The 16419-nt window shown below is 35.4% G+C and carries 13 protein-coding genes and 2 pseudogenes; 10 read left to right on the plus strand and 5 right to left on the minus strand.

Annotated elements, in window-relative coordinates; genetic code table 11:
* Both BW961_RS10600 and BW961_RS10605 read left to right on the plus strand, forming a co-directional pair.
* Window positions 1–1653 carry a hypothetical protein gene (locus tag BW961_RS10600; RefSeq protein ID WP_082867449.1) on the plus strand — a complete coding sequence of 551 codons (1653 nt, stop codon included), beginning with the start codon at window positions 1–3 and terminating at the stop codon, window positions 1651–1653.
* Window positions 1637–2275 carry a hypothetical protein gene (locus BW961_RS10605; RefSeq protein WP_068584923.1) on the plus strand — a complete coding sequence of 213 codons (639 nt, stop codon included), beginning with the start codon at window positions 1637–1639 and terminating at the stop codon, window positions 2273–2275. The genes BW961_RS10600 and BW961_RS10605 overlap by 17 nt, the downstream gene beginning before the upstream one ends.
* A 420-nt stretch (window positions 2276–2695) precedes the next feature.
* Here BW961_RS10605 and BW961_RS10610 read toward each other — a convergent pair whose 3' ends face one another.
* Window positions 2696–3931: an IS110 family RNA-guided transposase gene (locus BW961_RS10610; RefSeq protein WP_068584920.1), complete on the minus strand. Its 1236-nt coding sequence runs from the start codon at window positions 3929–3931 to the stop codon at window positions 2696–2698.
* A gap of 360 nt (window positions 3932–4291) precedes the next feature.
* Between BW961_RS10610 and BW961_RS10615 the strand changes: the two genes are divergently transcribed.
* From BW961_RS10615 to BW961_RS10630, 4 genes and pseudogenes are all read left to right on the plus strand, one after another.
* The gene (locus tag BW961_RS10615; protein ID WP_068584918.1) at window positions 4292–4543 is read left to right on the plus strand and encodes a hypothetical protein; all 252 of its coding nucleotides are present in this window, start codon (window positions 4292–4294) and stop codon (window positions 4541–4543) included.
* 139 nt (window positions 4544–4682) lie between these two features.
* Window positions 4683–5203, plus strand: a pseudogene (locus BW961_RS10620) (GrpB family protein).
* A gap of 191 nt (window positions 5204–5394) precedes the next feature.
* The gene (locus BW961_RS10625) at window positions 5395–5877 is read left to right on the plus strand and encodes a hypothetical protein (RefSeq protein ID WP_068584915.1); all 483 of its coding nucleotides are present in this window, start codon (window positions 5395–5397) and stop codon (window positions 5875–5877) included.
* Window positions 5878–5957: 80 nt separating this feature from the next.
* Window positions 5958–6404, plus strand: a pseudogene (locus BW961_RS10630) (IS30 family transposase); the annotation flags it as partial.
* A 320-nt stretch (window positions 6405–6724) separates the two neighbouring features.
* Here BW961_RS10630 and BW961_RS10635 read toward each other — a convergent pair.
* Complete coding sequence (locus tag BW961_RS10635; RefSeq protein WP_068584911.1) at window positions 6725–7717, minus strand: DGQHR domain-containing protein; 993 nt, start codon at window positions 7715–7717, stop codon at window positions 6725–6727.
* Between the two features lie 148 nt (window positions 7718–7865).
* Here BW961_RS10635 and BW961_RS10640 point away from each other — a divergent pair, with 148 nt between their 5' ends.
* The 4 genes from BW961_RS10640 (at window position 7866) to BW961_RS10655 (ending at window position 12970) form a co-directional block, all read left to right on the plus strand.
* The gene (locus BW961_RS10640; RefSeq protein ID WP_244555927.1) at window positions 7866–8237 is read left to right on the plus strand and encodes a helix-turn-helix domain-containing protein; all 372 of its coding nucleotides are present in this window, start codon (window positions 7866–7868) and stop codon (window positions 8235–8237) included.
* A 278-nt stretch (window positions 8238–8515) separates the two neighbouring features.
* The gene (locus BW961_RS10645) at window positions 8516–9019 is read left to right on the plus strand and encodes an alpha/beta fold hydrolase (RefSeq protein ID WP_139331604.1); all 504 of its coding nucleotides are present in this window, start codon (window positions 8516–8518) and stop codon (window positions 9017–9019) included.
* Between the two features lie 544 nt (window positions 9020–9563).
* Window positions 9564–11975 (plus strand): sacsin N-terminal ATP-binding-like domain-containing protein, encoded by a 2412-nt coding sequence (locus tag BW961_RS10650; protein ID WP_068584906.1) that lies wholly within the window; start codon window positions 9564–9566, stop codon window positions 11973–11975.
* A 26-nt stretch (window positions 11976–12001) separates the two neighbouring features.
* Window positions 12002–12970, plus strand: coding sequence for an RNA-binding domain-containing protein (locus tag BW961_RS10655; protein WP_068584905.1), 969 nt, complete (start codon window positions 12002–12004; stop codon window positions 12968–12970).
* Window positions 12971–13602: 632 nt separating this feature from the next.
* Here the strand turns inward: BW961_RS10655 and BW961_RS10665 are convergent.
* The 3 genes from BW961_RS10665 to BW961_RS10675 form a co-directional block, all read right to left on the minus strand.
* Window positions 13603–14049, minus strand: a complete 447-nt coding sequence (locus tag BW961_RS10665) for a transposase (RefSeq protein ID WP_342190352.1) — start codon at window positions 14047–14049, stop codon at window positions 13603–13605.
* Between the two features lie 336 nt (window positions 14050–14385).
* Window positions 14386–14595 (minus strand): hypothetical protein, encoded by a 210-nt coding sequence (locus BW961_RS10670; RefSeq protein WP_068584900.1) that lies wholly within the window; start codon window positions 14593–14595, stop codon window positions 14386–14388.
* Between the two features lie 333 nt (window positions 14596–14928).
* Window positions 14929–15828: a DUF4238 domain-containing protein gene (locus tag BW961_RS10675; protein ID WP_068584897.1), complete on the minus strand. Its 900-nt coding sequence runs from the start codon at window positions 15826–15828 to the stop codon at window positions 14929–14931.
* Between the last annotated feature and the right edge of the window lie 591 nt (window positions 15829–16419).

Raw genomic sequence — 16419 nt, forward strand, 5'->3', positions numbered from 1 at the left:
ATGGAGTTAAAACAAGTGATCAATTCTAGCGGCACATTAAAAACTATCTTGATTGAGGATGTAGTGTTCCAGTCCCATGAAGTTTCTAAGTATAAAGATATTTTTGAAAGTTTAAAAGTACTTGGAATCATTGAACGCGGGGAATTTAGTGATCGACATTGGTACAGCTTTGACGAGATAAAGAACGTAATTGTCCCCTTACGCTTTGAATTAGATGTATACGCAGAATTGCAATTATCACTCAAATGTTTCATCGCAAGCCAACTGGCCATGTCAAAATCATCAAGCACTGTAAAGATCACTCTAGAAAGTTTAAAAACAATCATGCTTGAAACAAACGGCTTTAAAATTGATAAACTCAACTCTTTTTTATCTGAATTGGAGGTCACATCACCTAAACAAGCTTACCGATATAGTCGTTACATGATAAACTATTTGAATTTCTATCCTATAAAAAATAGAGAGAAATTCTTAGAACGCTGCTACACAATTTCTCGAATAGAGTCAAAAAACAGAGATTTGCCTGAATTAAATGATATTATCGAATTCGACAGGATCGTGAATGATTACTTTCGAAGATCCCCCATAGAAGATCATTTAATGTTTAAACCCATCCAAATTTTCTGGGTTGTTACAAACATCATCCCTTTGCGACCGTCCGAATTCGCCCTACTAAAAGCAAATTGTTTAGTTCCCAGGAACGGAAAATATTATATAAAGGTTCCAAGAATTAAGAACAGAGAAGGCGACACCATTACTTACCCAGAAATCCAAATCACTGAGGACATCTATTTCTTTATTCAAGAGTTTATCCTACGTCAAGAGCAGATGGGTATCGAGTCCCCCTATCTTTGTTCTTTGGAGTTTCATGAACTTTTTTATGAACCAAATTGGCGACGCAAAAATACTGATGGATCGGAATCATTTCAAGATAGAGTGACATCCACCCAACTACATAATTTACTTAAAAGATTTTATAAACAAGTCGTTGAAGGCATGTACAACGAGCACACTTCTATGCAAATAATACCTGCTCACACTAGACATTTCGCAATAATTAATATGTTCCTCCAAGGCTATAACATGCTATCCATTGCAAGAATGGCGGGGCATTTAGACTTAAAAACCCAAGACAATTATTATAGTCATGCAAGAACATTTGCACAATCGCATGTATATAATTTATTACGTACAAGCATGGGTGAGAAAATAGGGGAGAATATCCCTAACGGTATATTTGGTTGGAGACAAAAACTTCGAGATAAGTCGGCACGATTTATCAGGTATTCACACGATGAGCTCAGTGAAAAATACCGCAAAGTAAAGTATGGATATTGTGAGAGTGAAAACTTTCCTTACGATTGCGTAGAAGATTGCCGTGTTTGTCTTTCTCATTTCATCTTCAAGCCAAGACTAGATGAAGAACGCCAAGCCGGAACCTGGTTAGAAAGTTACTCCAAGGAATTACAACAAAAAATCGAAACTACACTCGATTTGATGATTACTACAAGCAAAAGTCTAAGCAAGCTATCAAACCCACTTACTGAAGCCTCTTTCTCAAACGCTTCTAGACAATTACAGAAATACATGGACCACAAATTATTAATAGACCTAAAGATTAGTGAAGGTGATTACAATGGCGGGGAAGTCTAATTTCACAGATGAACAGCTCATGGATTTAGCTGATGAAATCAAAGCGAAATACAAAGGTAAGGAGTTAACCCCCTCTTTATTAGAACGAGAAACAGGGATTGGCCGCATGACGTGGAAAAGACGTATTGACGATTACCTCAATGAATTGAATAAACCTCTGGTTCGAGATATGGGCGAAAACACGGATGATACGATTTTATTCCCCAGTATTGAGACCATTTTCACCAGGCACGGATATAACGTAGATAAACACGTCAAGTTGATTAATGCGCTTCATGAACTAGAGTTGTTAATCCAAGATCTTCATAAAGAGAATCAACTAAACAAAGAACAATCGAAGAAATACGAAAAAATAAAGGATTCTTTTGAGGAGCAAAGCAAAAAAATACAAGACTTAAAAAGTCAGAAACAATACTACGAAACAAAGTACAACCAGCTTGTAGTCTCTAGTTTAGAAGCACATTTGCGTAAAGAGCATGGCATTTCAGCAGATATAATCAATTTCAACTCAAACAAGAAAATCTATGAAAAGCTTGATACTTTAGAAGAAAACTTCTCAGAACCAAAGGAAACCTCATCACAGAAAAAAATCAATGAATTGGAAAATAATTACGGTTTTTAGCATGGTATTTCATCTTCGCATCTCTTTTATCATCGAAATAGCATATTAGACTTTAAAGGAGCTATGGCTTATTCGCCTAGCTCTTTCCTATTATTTCAGTATTTTCAAAATCAGCAGGCGCACTCCGAACCAACCGTGATGGAAAACTCAGTTTTTATGATGAGTTTAGCAGAACCTATGTAATGATAAGAAACATCTCTGCTTTCCGATTTTTTCTATTAATCTCCCATGGAAGAACTCTTTATCTTCTATCATCTGTGGTGCGGCGCTTGCGCTGCATGTATGGCTAAACCAGCTAATAGAATGTCAAGTTAAACATTTTAAATCAAAAAACACTTCATGTTATACTAAAAATGCACAACACAAATAACCCTCCTCATTCAATGTGGAAGGTTTTTGTTTCATTTGAAAATGCTGCTGTTAAATAGTTTCTTGGAACGGTGTTTTCGTTTTTAAAATCGCATAAATCCAGTGTAAAAGCTTATTAGCACAAGCTATAATGGCTACTTTATACGGCTTACCTTCCTCACGTTTTAAATCATAGAAGGCTCGTAAACGTTTGTTTCGTGCAATAGTTTCTTCGGTTGTTTTCTTTTTACGACTATCTCGAATCGAACAGCGAACGGCTGTGTAAAGCATATGCCGAAGTCTAGCTGAACCGCGTTTGGTAATATGATTGTTCGTGCCTTTAAAGCGACCTGATTCAAATACACTTGGGTCTAGACCCGCGAAGGCTACTAACTTTTTGGGATGATTAAACCGGTCAATTTCCCCGATTTCTGAAAGTATCGTGGCAGCGATTTTTTCACCTACGCCGGGAAGTGACTGGATTAATTCATATTCTTCGAGTTGTGCCGCCAATTGATCAATCTCACAATCTAACGTAGAAAGTTGTTGGCGGTACGCTTGAAGTAAATCAATATACATCTTCAGACTGACGAGAAGGCTTTGATAAAGCGTCGACTGAAATGGGTTGCGTTCGGCAGCTGCGATTAATACTTCAGCTCTTTCTTGCGCCCAATTAAATGAACGTGCTCTACAATGCCTATCAATAAATTGTGCAATCTCTTCTACACCTGCGTCTAGTACTGATTCAGATGTTGGGTAGGACTGTAAAGTCCTTAATGAAATCTCAGCGTACAAATCACCAAAAACTCCTTTATACTCAGGGAAAACTTGATCTAATACAGCTTGAAATTGCAGCTTTGTTTGAACCATAATTCCCGTCATATTTTCGTGTTGCCTTGTTAGATGCCGAAGGTTTAAAATCTGAATACCACGCTTTTTCTGTGGCTCTAAATCCTCTTTGTAATACAGTTCACCTAAGTGATAGGCATCAATGGCATCTGTTTTCGTTTTTCGTAAGTTAGAGCTTTTCGCTCGGTATGAAACGAGTGGATTGACGACAATAACAATGTACTCTCGTGCCTCTAAAAACTGTACAACTGGGGCATGATAGTGACCTGTCGCTTCTAAAACAATAGGTGGTTTCATCCCTGTTTTACGCTCTAAATCTAGTAAATAAGCATGTAACTCTTCCAATCCTTCCACCGTATGATTAACTTTCACACTGTTTTTATAGGGCATTTTTTTATCCAAGAACATTTGTACCTGACTTTCACCTTTTGCGATATCCAGGCCAACAACTGGATTCATAAATTATCTCCTCCTTAGGTAATGGATTGACCGGTAACCTCTATCTAGCTTGTCATTCATATGTTCGATTGTTATACGGGATCACACTGTCCCAACCAGCCTAATCATGTGTTAACAAGTAGAGGGTGAACATGTTAGTTGTCGGGATTAAATCCCACGGGCAGGTACGTTTTACCCCGGCTACTATCAATCTATAAATTGAATAAAAAATAGTCAACCAGATTTCTCTGGCTGACCTTATAATACGAACGGGCAGGATAGTTCAATAAAAAGACAAGTTTATTTAAAAAAACTACAAGATTATTTACCAACTCTATTATTGATAATTATGTTAAGGTAAAAAGAGAAGGGGGCTTTAAAATGAGAGTTCACTATATTGAAGGTACATTAGAAGAAATTATAGAAAATAAAAGAAGTTATAGTGTTGACAATCTATATGTGCGAATTGGTGAAAAAATAAAGTTAGGTTTAGCATTGTGCGAAGTAGTTGAGATTGTACACTACCCTGACGAGGTTGGCGAATATAGAGTAGATGTTTTTGTGAAAGTAATAAAAAAACTCCCTGATACATTTTGGGATAGAAACATATTGGACATATTTTTAAAAAAATGAAACTTATATTGTGAAAATGTACTTATACTAACGAGTTGCGTTTGTTCAACAAGCACAGTCGCTTCTTGTGCTAACGGGGGGATTGCTTAAAAGGAAGTGGAATTATAATTATAATTTGGATTCTTTAGGAGGGTAATGAATGAAAGTAAGACTAAGCGATTTTAATGAGAATTGGGCAAACTTTATCAAGATGAAGCTGATTTTCTAAGAACTATATTTACGGATGAAATCGTACGTTTCGAGCATTTTGGAAGCACTTCAATACCAGGCTTACAAGCGAAGCCTGTAATTGACATGATGTGTATTGTAAAAGACATTAACAATGTTGATTTACATAACGATAAAATGAATCAGCTCGGATATGATGTGGCTGGAGATTGGGGCATCCCTGGAAGAAGGTTATTCCGAAAGGGTGGTGAAGAAAGGACTCATCACATTCATTTTTATCAAACAGACAACCCACAAATTGAACGGCATCTTATATTTAGAGATTATCTGAGATGTCATCCTGAAGAAGTAGCAAGATACAGTCGGTTTAAGGAAGAATTAGCTGAACGTTTTGAAAACACAAGTGAATATAGCCCAGCAAAAAAAACATTTGTTATGGAAATGGAACAACTTGCACTATCTTGGTACAGTAAAAACCAAGAAAATAATTAATATGTTATTGAGCTAACGGGACACTATAGTTGAATAAGGAATTACTGGATTCGGCCAACATATTAATAGTTGGTCTCTTTCTGTCGCATCCGGACGATTAAACGCAGTATAAGCTAGCGTTATTTATTTACTTATAAGAAGGGATTTTGCCATTTGTTGTCGAAAGGAGTTGTTAAAGGGGGGTGAAATGGATGGCAGAGTCGACTCCACCAACTACTAGTAATGAGGAAAACATTTTCATTAGTAATTTAATTGAGATAACTAGAAAAAAAGATGAAGAATTAAAAGTATTTATCGAGTGTAACTTTTTTCCTGAGAAATCGACATTAAGTATTGAAGCTATTAGCAATAATATTAATATTTTAAAAAAAATGAATAGTTCACAGCAGGCACTAGTTAAAGGAAGGGCTAGAACTTTCGAAGAAATAAACGATCCCTCGAAGTATTTCCCTTCTCTTATTGCGATTATTACGTTAATACTTAGTTTATATGCTTTACTAAGAGAATTGAGTGGATTATTGAGTGGTAATGTTACTTTGTTGGTAATTTTATTGAGTTTTCTAGTTACTGCGTATTTAGCGCTTTTCACTATTAGGACGCTTTCTAGCACAATGAAAAGACGGACGACAGCGTTGTTCTTTAATGCTCTTTTAAATAGTATTAAATTTGAATAAATAAAAAGCACCCTCTGGGGGTGCTTTTTATTTATTCTTAGTGACTTTCTTCTCTAAAAGCAACATCGAAATGGGTTGAAGTTGTATCCAGCCGAGGAAAGAGCCGAGCTTGTGCCGCAACATTCATTGAACGCAAGACACGTATGTATCTAGCCCTAAAGATGCCAGACCGTACAGCGCATTCTATGGAGATTGCATTCGGTGTAATCGCTAGCCAGTACCCTCAAAAAACCTTTCTAACAACTACGACAGATCGAGGGAAAGAATTTGCCTGCTATGACGCCTTAGAAACCTTTCATGAACTGGACGTCTACTTTGCCGATCCCTATTCCTCTTGGCAACGAGGATCTAATGAAAATGGGAATGGACTTCTTAGAGAGTTTTTCCCAAAAGGTCATGACTTTGCAGAGGTTACCAATGAGGAACTGGCTCATGCCATCCATCTCATTAACGACCGTCCTCGAAAATGTCTAGGCTGGAAGTCTGCTCACGAATCTTTTATGGAACAGGTGTCGCACTTAGCTTGACAATCCGTCACATGAAAATAGATGTTCAAAAATCTACAGGATCGGAGTCGGTTCAAGGTTTTCATATTTATTATAGATAGTATCGATGTAACCCTTGAGATAATTATTAACCACATCAAAACTGTTCTTGAGTTCCTCATAATGTTGACGAGGTTTTAGAGGAATTATTGGTATTATACACTACTCGAAGTAAAAAGAAGTAAAAAGCATATTCGAGTTTTATCTATTATGCTTTTTACTTTGAATAGAATCAAAAATAAAGTTAAACAGAGTCTTTTTATTAAAAGGAGTTATTATTAATGGGTTTATATTTATATAAACTATGAAAGAAGCATCATATCGATTAGATCTATCGCTAAGGATTTAGATCCTCCTATACCTTTTAAATACTTCAAAGAACCATCTGATGACCAATCCATAGAACTGAGTTTTTTAACATGTTTGTTCATCAGATTGTAATCTATCCTACCACGATCATTCATACTTTTTGTCAATACCTTAGAGCCAGCAATAGAGAGAGCATCTAAACAAACGATATGAGTAATACGATACTCCCCGTAATCAATCCATTCTTTAGAGAATATATCTTTAATACTTCGATAGTAATTAAGGGCAATTTGATATTTCTCTTCGTTGTTTATCCCTAACATCTTTTGTTCCTTGAATAGATAATGAACGGTTCGATAGAGGTTTTGAAGAGTTACGTGACGACCTCGGGATCTTTTCCCTACAATACTCCCTATATTATGGAAAGGGCTTTCGGGTCTAGTAATGAGTTCTGTTGCAATCCAGCTATATTCATCAGAATCACGACGTAGATATTTACTCAGAGAGGTCCCAATCCCCTTGGCTTTAGTGTTAATGGTGTCAAACAATTGTATCTCTTCATCCTCATCAAGATGGTGAAATGCTAAAAAAGGAATATTTAATTCAGAATTCGTTTCTTGAATGTATCGCTCAATACCACCAATCCGATGTTGACCATCCATGAGGGATGCTTTTCCTTTACATACTAGCCGACCATAACTGGTTCTGATATTATCATAAGCTGAAAATTCCCAGTTACCTGCAGCATTTAATAAGATAGGAGTAAATAGTGCGTCGTCTCCCTTAGACAAATATATAGCAAAATCAGTACTTCGCTTATTATCTACAGGACGTTGATAGCCTTTTCCAGCAGGGTGATCGTAATGTTTAACGTAAGTGACATTCAGAGCAGTGGAGGAAGGTAAATAACTTTGATAGGCTACTTTACCTCTCATTTTATATTGCAGAACGTTTTCAATAACAATAGGTCTTGGTAAGTTATTCATAGAAGTCTAATCACCTTTTATTAATTTTATAGTTGCTCTTATAAAAAAATAATAGTCCTTAAATTATATAATTACAAATAGAAATATATAACATGAGTATCTTTATACCTATGTGCAACTTACCTACTCTTAAATAGAGGTGGTTGCTGTGGACGTACATATTATTAGATATGTAGGAGAAAGAATTAGAGGAATACGAAAGAGTAAAGGGTATACTCAAGAGCAATTAGGTGAGAAAGTCGGATTGCCGCAGTCTTATATTGGAGGGATAGAAAGAGGCGATAGGAATATATCCTTAGAGACCTTAGAAAGAATTCTAGATGCGCTAGAGCACACTCCTACAGGTCTTTTTCGCTTTTACAACGACGAATATCTCTCTGAAGATAGACGAGCAAAAGAAGTAGCTTTAAACAGCTTAAATGAGTTGTTAACAAGTAGATCCGTTCATGATATTAATATGATTCAACAACTTGCTAAGAATATTTTATTCACTATAGATTCGCATGTGGAAAAACACTAATTTATATCGCAAGCTCATAACTTAATCTAGCACGTATCGATTCCACTACTCTAGTAATTAATAACGGATGGAGTATATTATGAGGTTCTGTCTTTTCGATTTCGAAAACCTCCATTCACTTTTAATCTTCTTAATAAAACGTTTATTACAGGGAAAGGTGATTTTCAAAAGCCAATTTACATTAGAAGATGCTTCGTAAAGTAAAGACGGATGCTGCCAGTTATCGGTCTAGATATTTCTAAAGAAGAAAGCACTTTTCAATGAGAGTCTATCTAGAGATGAATTTTCAACAAATAGACCATGATAACGAACAAAAATTAATTCTTCTGGATTATTATCTTTCTGTAGACGCGGCAATAGCCGGAGAAAGTGGATGGGTAGGTATAATTCAATGGTACTCAGATGATAACGTGAAACACCCGGGAATGAGACTTGCATTAGACCTTATGTTGAGGTCACCTGACTACTCAATAAAAGATATATTTAACACCATTAGAGGATTTCAAAGGAGCTATACACAAAGAATAATCGAGGATTTCGCGGAGATAGATTTTAGTAAAACGATTGAAAGGATAGATATTCCTGTTGTTTTTATTCACGGAAGAAAAGATGTTCATGTTTATGGAGAACTAACGGATAAATACTACAATTCGCTAGTAGCACCTGCTGGAAAAGAACTCTTATGGATGGAAAAGTCATCCCATATGTTCCATCCTGATGATGCTAAAGAAATTGAAAACATATTAATAAATATCTTAAATTCAAATAAAGCCGTGTTGTAAGTATGTTCAAGGTAGCATGGTACATCACATAACAATGTTTTTCAGCATCGTCGCTGACGCTCCTTGGACGCCTAGAGGAATTTTCCGAGAAGTGGAATCAGGCGACACATCCAACCGAATAAGTGGCGAAGCCACCCGGACAATTGGTCCTTAAGCCGTTTGGACGTCAGAAATACGCAACGTTATCCGAAACCACCTAAATGTCTAGTGATAAAAAAGTGTGGAACCAGTAAAAAAAGCGTGGAACTACATGAAAAGTTCCGAAGAATTATTTTCGGAACTTTTCTTTAATTGGAGGAATAGATGGTGGACTGTATTCAGAAAAAATAAAGTATTAGACTAAGTTAATTGTAGTAACGTAAATAGAGGGTCTTAGTTCATTATATGAGCCAATCTCCTCTATTTTTATGTTTATTAGAAATATTAACTATTGCTAGTTCACATTTCGATGTTCAAGTATGGTAGAAGTAGGGTATTGACGCCCGATGTCGAAATTATACTAATTCACATTACTAAAGGTTGTTCCAAGTGGAGGATAAAAAAAATGGACGAAAATTTGCTTGAGAAAGTATTTGATGCTGGTGCAAATACGATATGGGCTGAAATGAAAAAGTTGAGAGGGCAGGCTTCAGAACAAAAAGAAATAATGAGAAGGAGATGGGTATGGGAACTAATTCAGAATGCTTCTGACTGTACGCCTAATGATAAGAAGATAAACATCAATATATCAATTAATAACGAAAACAAGTTAGAGTTTTCTCACAATGGAGTTCCATTTACCTATGAAAACCTAGTTGATTTAATAACACAAATATCTTCAAAGGAAGGCGATGTTGAGGAGAAAACAGGGAAGTTCGGAACTGGTTTTATCTCAACACATTTATTATCCGAAAAAGTTACGATAAGTGGCGTACTTAAAAAAAGCCCCGACATGTACATGGATTTAAATTTATTAATCGATAGGAGTGGAATTTCATACACAGAAATAAGAGATAATATAAAGGATACACTGAGCACAATTGTGAAGATGAAACAAAATAACAATAATGAACATAATATAATGATGCAAGATAGATGGAAGACTAGCTTTAGTTACGACTCGAGTAACTCTCTAGAGACACGAGAAGCTATTACGGAGGGTTTAACAGATTTGAATAAGTCGGCACCCTTTGTATTAGCAATAAATAATTCAATCTCATCGATTGTGTATGATGGAATTGAATTTACAGTGGATTCTGAAATAAAAGTCACCGAAGGTCGGCTAATTAGAATAAATAAAAAGTCAAAGGATAGAATAGATCGATTTAATATATTGATTAAGTCAGAAGGTGAGTTATCAATACTCGTATTTGTTCAGGAGCAAAATGGAAGAGTCACTGAGGTATTACCTTTTCCAGATAAAATACCGAAATTATTTTGCAATTTCCCTCTAGTGGGGACGGAAGAATTCTGCTTCCCAGTTATTATAAACTGCTCAAAGTTCGATGTTGAGAGAGATAGAAATGGAATCCTTGAGGGTAATCAAGAAAATAGAGAGTATCTCGAAAGAGCTGTAAAACTATATGATGAGCTCTTAAATTTAGGTTGTAAAAATAAGTGGAAGAGCATGTATAATTTATGCTATCTTCCCAAATCAAAAGATTCGACTGTACAAAAGCATTTTAGGGCTGAAATAGTAAATATATATGAGCAGTTACCGATTGTGGATGTTAATTTAAATGGGAATTATAGCGGTAGAGCTGCATTGAAAAATAACACACAAGATTTAATTGGAATACCGAATTGGTATGTTTCAGAAGAAGTAAGTAATGAATTCTGGGAACTAGTTAATTCATATGCAAAATTCCGTATCCCTACAAAAGATACATACCTAGAATGGTATAAAATTGGTCAAGTCAAAATTGATATACCCTATATTAATAAAGAAATGAAAAATAAGAGTTTAGAAGAGTTTAAAGAGAAGTTTAATGGAAACATAGATCCGCTACATGCATGGTTAAACAAATACTACTCCTTGTGGATTAAGATTAAAGGTGAGGATGATTTTACTCAAGATGCATGGGTTCTATGCCAAAATGACAAATTTATAGAAGCATCAAAGATTTCACTCGATGACAATATAGATAATGTTTTAAAAAAAATAGTAAGTGATTTAGGTGACAATTTAATTGAAAGTCTGCTGGTTAGAGAGGTAAAGCTACCAGAGGACATCATAAAAAAGAAAATAGACAATAGAATTGTAGCAAAAAGAATTCAGGATAAAATTAATCAAATTCTCTCAGAGGAAACCCTAAGTAATAAACAAAGAAGTATTGAACATCAGGGTATATTTAATAGGTTAACTAATTGGTTCCTTGAAAATCCTAAACCGAGCGAAGAACTATTTGATCAGCTTTATAACAAGAGGAATCTTCTTTCTACGCCAGAAGAGAACATAAGAAGATTTAAAATTGCTGAAAAAATAGAAAGTAATAATATCGAGTATGAGCAATTAGACGACATGATTAATAACCATAATAGAATCGCTGAGTTGATAGATAATTTGAGTAGCATGTCTGGTGAAGAAATAAGGTCTCAATTAGTACATATTTCATCAAATTCTAGTTATGCTCGCGAGAAGTTTAATTCGATGTTAGAAGAAACAATTAAAAAAGTGTACATTTATTTATATGATATAGAAAAATATCATCTTGCTGAATCTTTAGAAGATTGGATAGAAAAAAAGTACTCAGAAACAGTTTTTCGAGCAAAGAAAGATGGAAAAGAGATTAGAATAGTTATTCGACCTGGTTATCAGAACAAAATAATTTTTTATTATGATCAAGAGATTGAGGCTCTAGATGATACTAATTACGAATTATGGACGTATGATGGTCAAGGAAATACACGAATGATCACCTTAGGAGATATACTTAGAACAACTGGGTTTACTGTAATTCCACTGGATAGCATATAGTCAATGCTATATTTTAGGGAGGATGTATGATTGATTTTATTATGAAGAAAGTAGAACAATCGGATAGGAATAACATTATATATATTCACCCGGTTGCTTCAGAGGAAACGATAAGTAAATATATATCGGCCTTTTCAAATTCAGAAGGAGGATTTATCGTTTTTGGAGTAAAAGATGATGGTAAGAGGCTAACGGTTAGAAAATTTGCATTTACTATCGATGAAAATGTGGTTAGAAGCTTCCTAGATGAACATGTTGAGTGTTCAATTGTAACTTTTGAGTATCGTGGTACAACATTAGCCTGCATTAAAGTAAATAAGAGCAATGTTGAAATAAAATCTAAGAACGTTGCTTATATTTTCGATAAGAACATGGAGGTTATTGAATTGTTGAAAACTAAGGTGTTTTTATCGTATTGTCACAATGATAGTTGTATTGCTGATATAGTGGAACAAAAAACCTTGGAGAATACTAATGGAAGAGTCGTGATCTCAAGGGATATTAATAAATTGAAATTCAAGGATAGTCTTGATGAATATATGCAGACTATAAAAGACCATGACTACGTTATTTCTATTGTTTCCGATGGATATTTAAGGTCGCTTAACTGCATGTATGAAGTTTCAGAACTTATGAGGGATAGTAAATACTATGAAAAATTATTGTTCGTTATAATGTCTGATAAGGATATAGAGCATTACGATAATAAAGAAATGATAGTTAAAGCCGATGTTTATTCAATTAATAGGTTCGACTATATAAGCTTTTGGGAAAATGAAAAAAGAGCGGTGGATGCTAAAGTTGAAAAGATTAAGAATCCTGCACTCATGTTAGAATTGACTGAAGAATCAAGAAGAAGAGAGTTTATAACGCTGAACGTAGGTGCTTTTATAGAAAAATTAAAAGATGGGTTAGGTGTATCTTTTCAAAACATGTATTCATCGGATTTTAATGAATTTGCTTCAATTCTCTTGAATCACAATAATAAGACTTAGTGATTTTTTAAAATAATGTTCATCGGCTAGCAATTATCAAGGGTTTTATTCGAGAAAATAAAGTTGGGAACAGCAGGTTCAAGCATCTCAAAGCCTTCGTGAGCATCATATCCAAAGGGGCTGTCCCCTAACTGGGACAGCCCCTTACAACATATGGTGTTAGCCGACGTCCTGATTATGGTTTCAACTTTAGATAACAGGTTTCCAATATTCTTTTCATGGTATTTCTTGATGGTTCCTCGCTTTGAATTTTTAGTGTTTATCATTTGCTTCGGAAAACCCAATAAAATCAATAAAATTGGTTCCACAGATTTTTATCACCTGACACTAAACCGAGGAGATCACAAAAATGATTTGGGAGTCATCGTACTGGAAAGATGATTTGTTAGAACTTGCCGAGAAGATAAAAAAAGTATATCTTTAAACGCCATTTTCTGAAGAGTTAGTTGTATCCTTAGTGATAAGAACAGCAAACTGTCTAGAGTCTTCGAAGAAGTGGTGGCATCGGATAAACCAGCTAATCAAAGTCAACTCTATCATTGATATTATTTTTATAGATAAAACAAAGACGTACCTAAATAAACCTACCCAGTAGGGAAGATTTTTTTGGAAGGTAATTTCCAATTGTGAACTTAAGCAGATTTAAAAGCTTGACCAGACGTCCACATACCAAAAACAATGCGTAAAAGCTTGTGAGAAGTAGCAACAATTGCGACTTTTGCCGGTTTGCCTTCATTACGTTTTTGCTGATAAAATTGAAAGAGAATCGAATTTCTTGGACCATGAATTTGCCTGGAAATCGCACAAACGGTAGCCTGGTAAAGAGCTGTTCGGAGGTACGAAGAGCCCCGTTTAGATATTCGATTCTTTTTAGATTTGAAGGTTCCTGATTCGTGAACAGCTGAGTCTAGCCCGGCAAAAGCTGTCAGTTGTTTAACGGATGGGAACCTTTCTATATCTCCAATTTCAGCGATGAGCATGGCAGCTGTTAAGGGTCCTACCCCTGGAATCGTTCGGAGAAGGTGATAGGTTTCAATAGATTCAGCCATCGACTCCATTGTTAGTAAAAGATCATTCATGCAGTCTTGATAGGTCTTTAACAGTTGAATATAGAGTGTCTGAGAGCAATCTTTTGAGCCTGAATAGCATGAAGATCAGGAAGACTATTGTTAGCAATTTCAAGTAATTGCTGGAGTTTAGATTCATTCCAAGTGCGTTCCCTGCGATTGGAAAGGAGCACCTTAATGATCTAATATCATAGCTTTTATCCTTTACTCTAGGATACGAAGCTAGTCTCTTTTTAATACGCTCTTGCTTTATCGCACAATCATCCCCGCAATCTCTCGATTTTTTTCTTAATAAAGTAGTTCCATTAATATAATGTACTTTTCCGCATTTACACTGGCATTTGTAATTCATGTAAGACTTATAAAATTGTATCCAGCTATCAAAAAAATGGTAGCGTCAATATTATGCTCAACACTTCTTTCCCCATTTATAAACATTTGCTTATTTTGTTCTAGGTCTGCAATTAGTTCTTTAGCAACTTCTTCTTGATATGCTTCAAAACCACTGATTATAGTAAAACATCCATGTTTCTTTCCAATAGGCAATACGCTGTCCATGTATTTCAAGACTTCCCCATTTATAATATAGACACTAACGATCTATCGAATACTTATATATTATATAACTTACTTTCTTTTAACATATTTCTCTTGTAATTCATTAATGTATTTTGCCCATTATCCATCTTAATACATTTATTGCTCCATCTCCCTAAATTCCAATTTCTCTGTCTAATCACCAGTATAATATTATATATTTGTGAGAAATAACACATAAACTAACTGGTGCTATATTTCAATAGGGGGTGAAGCCTTATTCTTATTCAACTAATGGACAAGTTAGTTTATCATTCACGAATTACATTTCTCTGCAGACCAAGAGAGACTTTTTTACTGACGGGGGAGCTGCAATACTTTTGTACACGAATACACATGTTTGCTGCTTGAATTGCATGTTCTAAGATTAATCGCCCTAACTCGTTCTGATGTTACCAATTTATAGCGTTCTTTCCCTTTTGGCCAGGTGCCTAATAAGCAACACTTCGGGCTAAGTGGAAACGTCATCTCCACAGATGGGCTACTTCTAAATCCATCCCCAAAAAAATTGGAAGTATTCTTCGGGTTCAAGAGAACAACGGGATTATCCGAAGTTACAAAGTAAACACCTGATGGTGCGATAAGGAACTCCCATCTCATATTAAAAATTACTTCCGATATTTTTTCTGCCAAATCGATCATCAATTGTATACTTCTCTCCTGTGGCACTTCGATGGTATAACGATCCGACTGAATAAACTCAATTAGACCATCAATATCATGATCGTTTTCTTCTCCATTGAGCCTATCGACTTCTTTTAAGACTCCATGAAGATATTCGGGATGCGCACTGGCCACTTGCATAATCATTTTGCTTATATCACTTGTAAATCTATTTACGTTTTCTCGAAAGTTTGGAACTCTTGTGTGCATATAATAAATAAATTCAGATAACAGAGCCTTTTCGTGAATTGTTATTGATTTGTTATTAATAGTAATATTGTGAAGAATCTTTCCTGCTTCCCCCTCAAAGAGACTGAAAGCATGCTCAAGTTCTTGGCTCACCTCACCATCATCGGTTCGGACATTATAATATCCATTACCGTGAGCCACATTTTTCGGTGCTTTTGCCTTAGGTTGATCGTCTGGAGTATGGACCCATAAATATGGCTCATACGGCGGAACCACAGTCTTGTCCAAATATTTTTTTAAATAAAACTGCGGTATATAGTGTTGCGCCCTGTATTTGCCCATAAATTCACCCTTTCAACGTGGTTATATCCCTATTGTATACTATTTTGTGCCTTTATCTCTTCGTTACCGTTAATATCTTACCTCAACATTTTCAATCATAAAAAGTGTAGATACCAAGCAGCAAACTGCTTTTCGGTCGGCTCTTTTTGACCTGCAATTAAACTAACAGGACACAATAGTTGAATGATACACATTGATGAGCAGGTGCTACGGTATTCTGCCTTTTTCATTGAACTAACGGGCAGGATAGCGTAATGAACGTCACTTCTTCGCTTACAACCTTTCCCTGTAATAAACGTTATATTAGTAACTAGGGTGATTGGGAAGGAAGATCAGGCTGTTAAATAGTCCAATGATGGAAACAAGGTGAAAGTACAAATTAATAATAAAATTTTCGAAAAAAGGAGTCGTTAAAGAATGAAACGAATATTTTCAGTGGTTTTTCTTATTTTTCTACTAGTAATTACTTCTTTACCTGCTTATGCTGCAGCTGCAACAAACATTCAAATCAAGGTTGACGGTGTTGTTATTCCATCCGAGGTGGATCCAGAAATCAGGAACACCCGTACAATGGTACCTTTGCGTGTTATC

Origin of the sequence: Paenibacillus macquariensis (assembly GCF_900156375.1) — a bacterium.
Lineage (GTDB): Bacteria > Bacillota > Bacilli > Paenibacillales > Paenibacillaceae > Paenibacillus_AQ > Paenibacillus_AQ macquariensis.

What these genes read in the sequence shown, in the direction of transcription:
- BW961_RS10645 (WP_139331604.1), top strand. Translation starts at nt 8,516, where the DNA reads ATGAATTTTCAACAAATAGACCATGATAACGAACAAAAATTAATTCTT.
- BW961_RS10625 (WP_068584915.1), top strand. Translation starts at nt 5,395, where the DNA reads ATGGCAGAGTCGACTCCACCAACTACTAGTAATGAGGAAAACATTTTC.
- BW961_RS10670 (WP_068584900.1), bottom strand. Translation starts at nt 14,595, where the DNA reads ATGGACAGCGTATTGCCTATTGGAAAGAAACATGGATGTTTTACTATA.
- BW961_RS10635 (WP_068584911.1), bottom strand. Translation starts at nt 7,717, where the DNA reads ATGAATAACTTACCAAGACCTATTGTTATTGAAAACGTTCTGCAATAT.
- BW961_RS10610 (WP_068584920.1), bottom strand. Translation starts at nt 3,931, where the DNA reads ATGAATCCAGTTGTTGGCCTGGATATCGCAAAAGGTGAAAGTCAGGTA.
- BW961_RS10605 (WP_068584923.1), top strand. Translation starts at nt 1,637, where the DNA reads ATGGCGGGGAAGTCTAATTTCACAGATGAACAGCTCATGGATTTAGCT.
- BW961_RS10615 (WP_068584918.1), top strand. Translation starts at nt 4,292, where the DNA reads ATGAGAGTTCACTATATTGAAGGTACATTAGAAGAAATTATAGAAAAT.
- BW961_RS10665 (WP_342190352.1), bottom strand. Translation starts at nt 14,049, where the DNA reads ATGAATGATCTTTTACTAACAATGGAGTCGATGGCTGAATCTATTGAA.
- BW961_RS10655 (WP_068584905.1), top strand. Translation starts at nt 12,002, where the DNA reads ATGATTGATTTTATTATGAAGAAAGTAGAACAATCGGATAGGAATAAC.
- BW961_RS10650 (WP_068584906.1), top strand. Translation starts at nt 9,564, where the DNA reads ATGGACGAAAATTTGCTTGAGAAAGTATTTGATGCTGGTGCAAATACG.
- BW961_RS10675 (WP_068584897.1), bottom strand. Translation starts at nt 15,828, where the DNA reads ATGGGCAAATACAGGGCGCAACACTATATACCGCAGTTTTATTTAAAA.
- BW961_RS10600 (WP_082867449.1), top strand. Translation starts at nt 1, where the DNA reads ATGGAGTTAAAACAAGTGATCAATTCTAGCGGCACATTAAAAACTATC.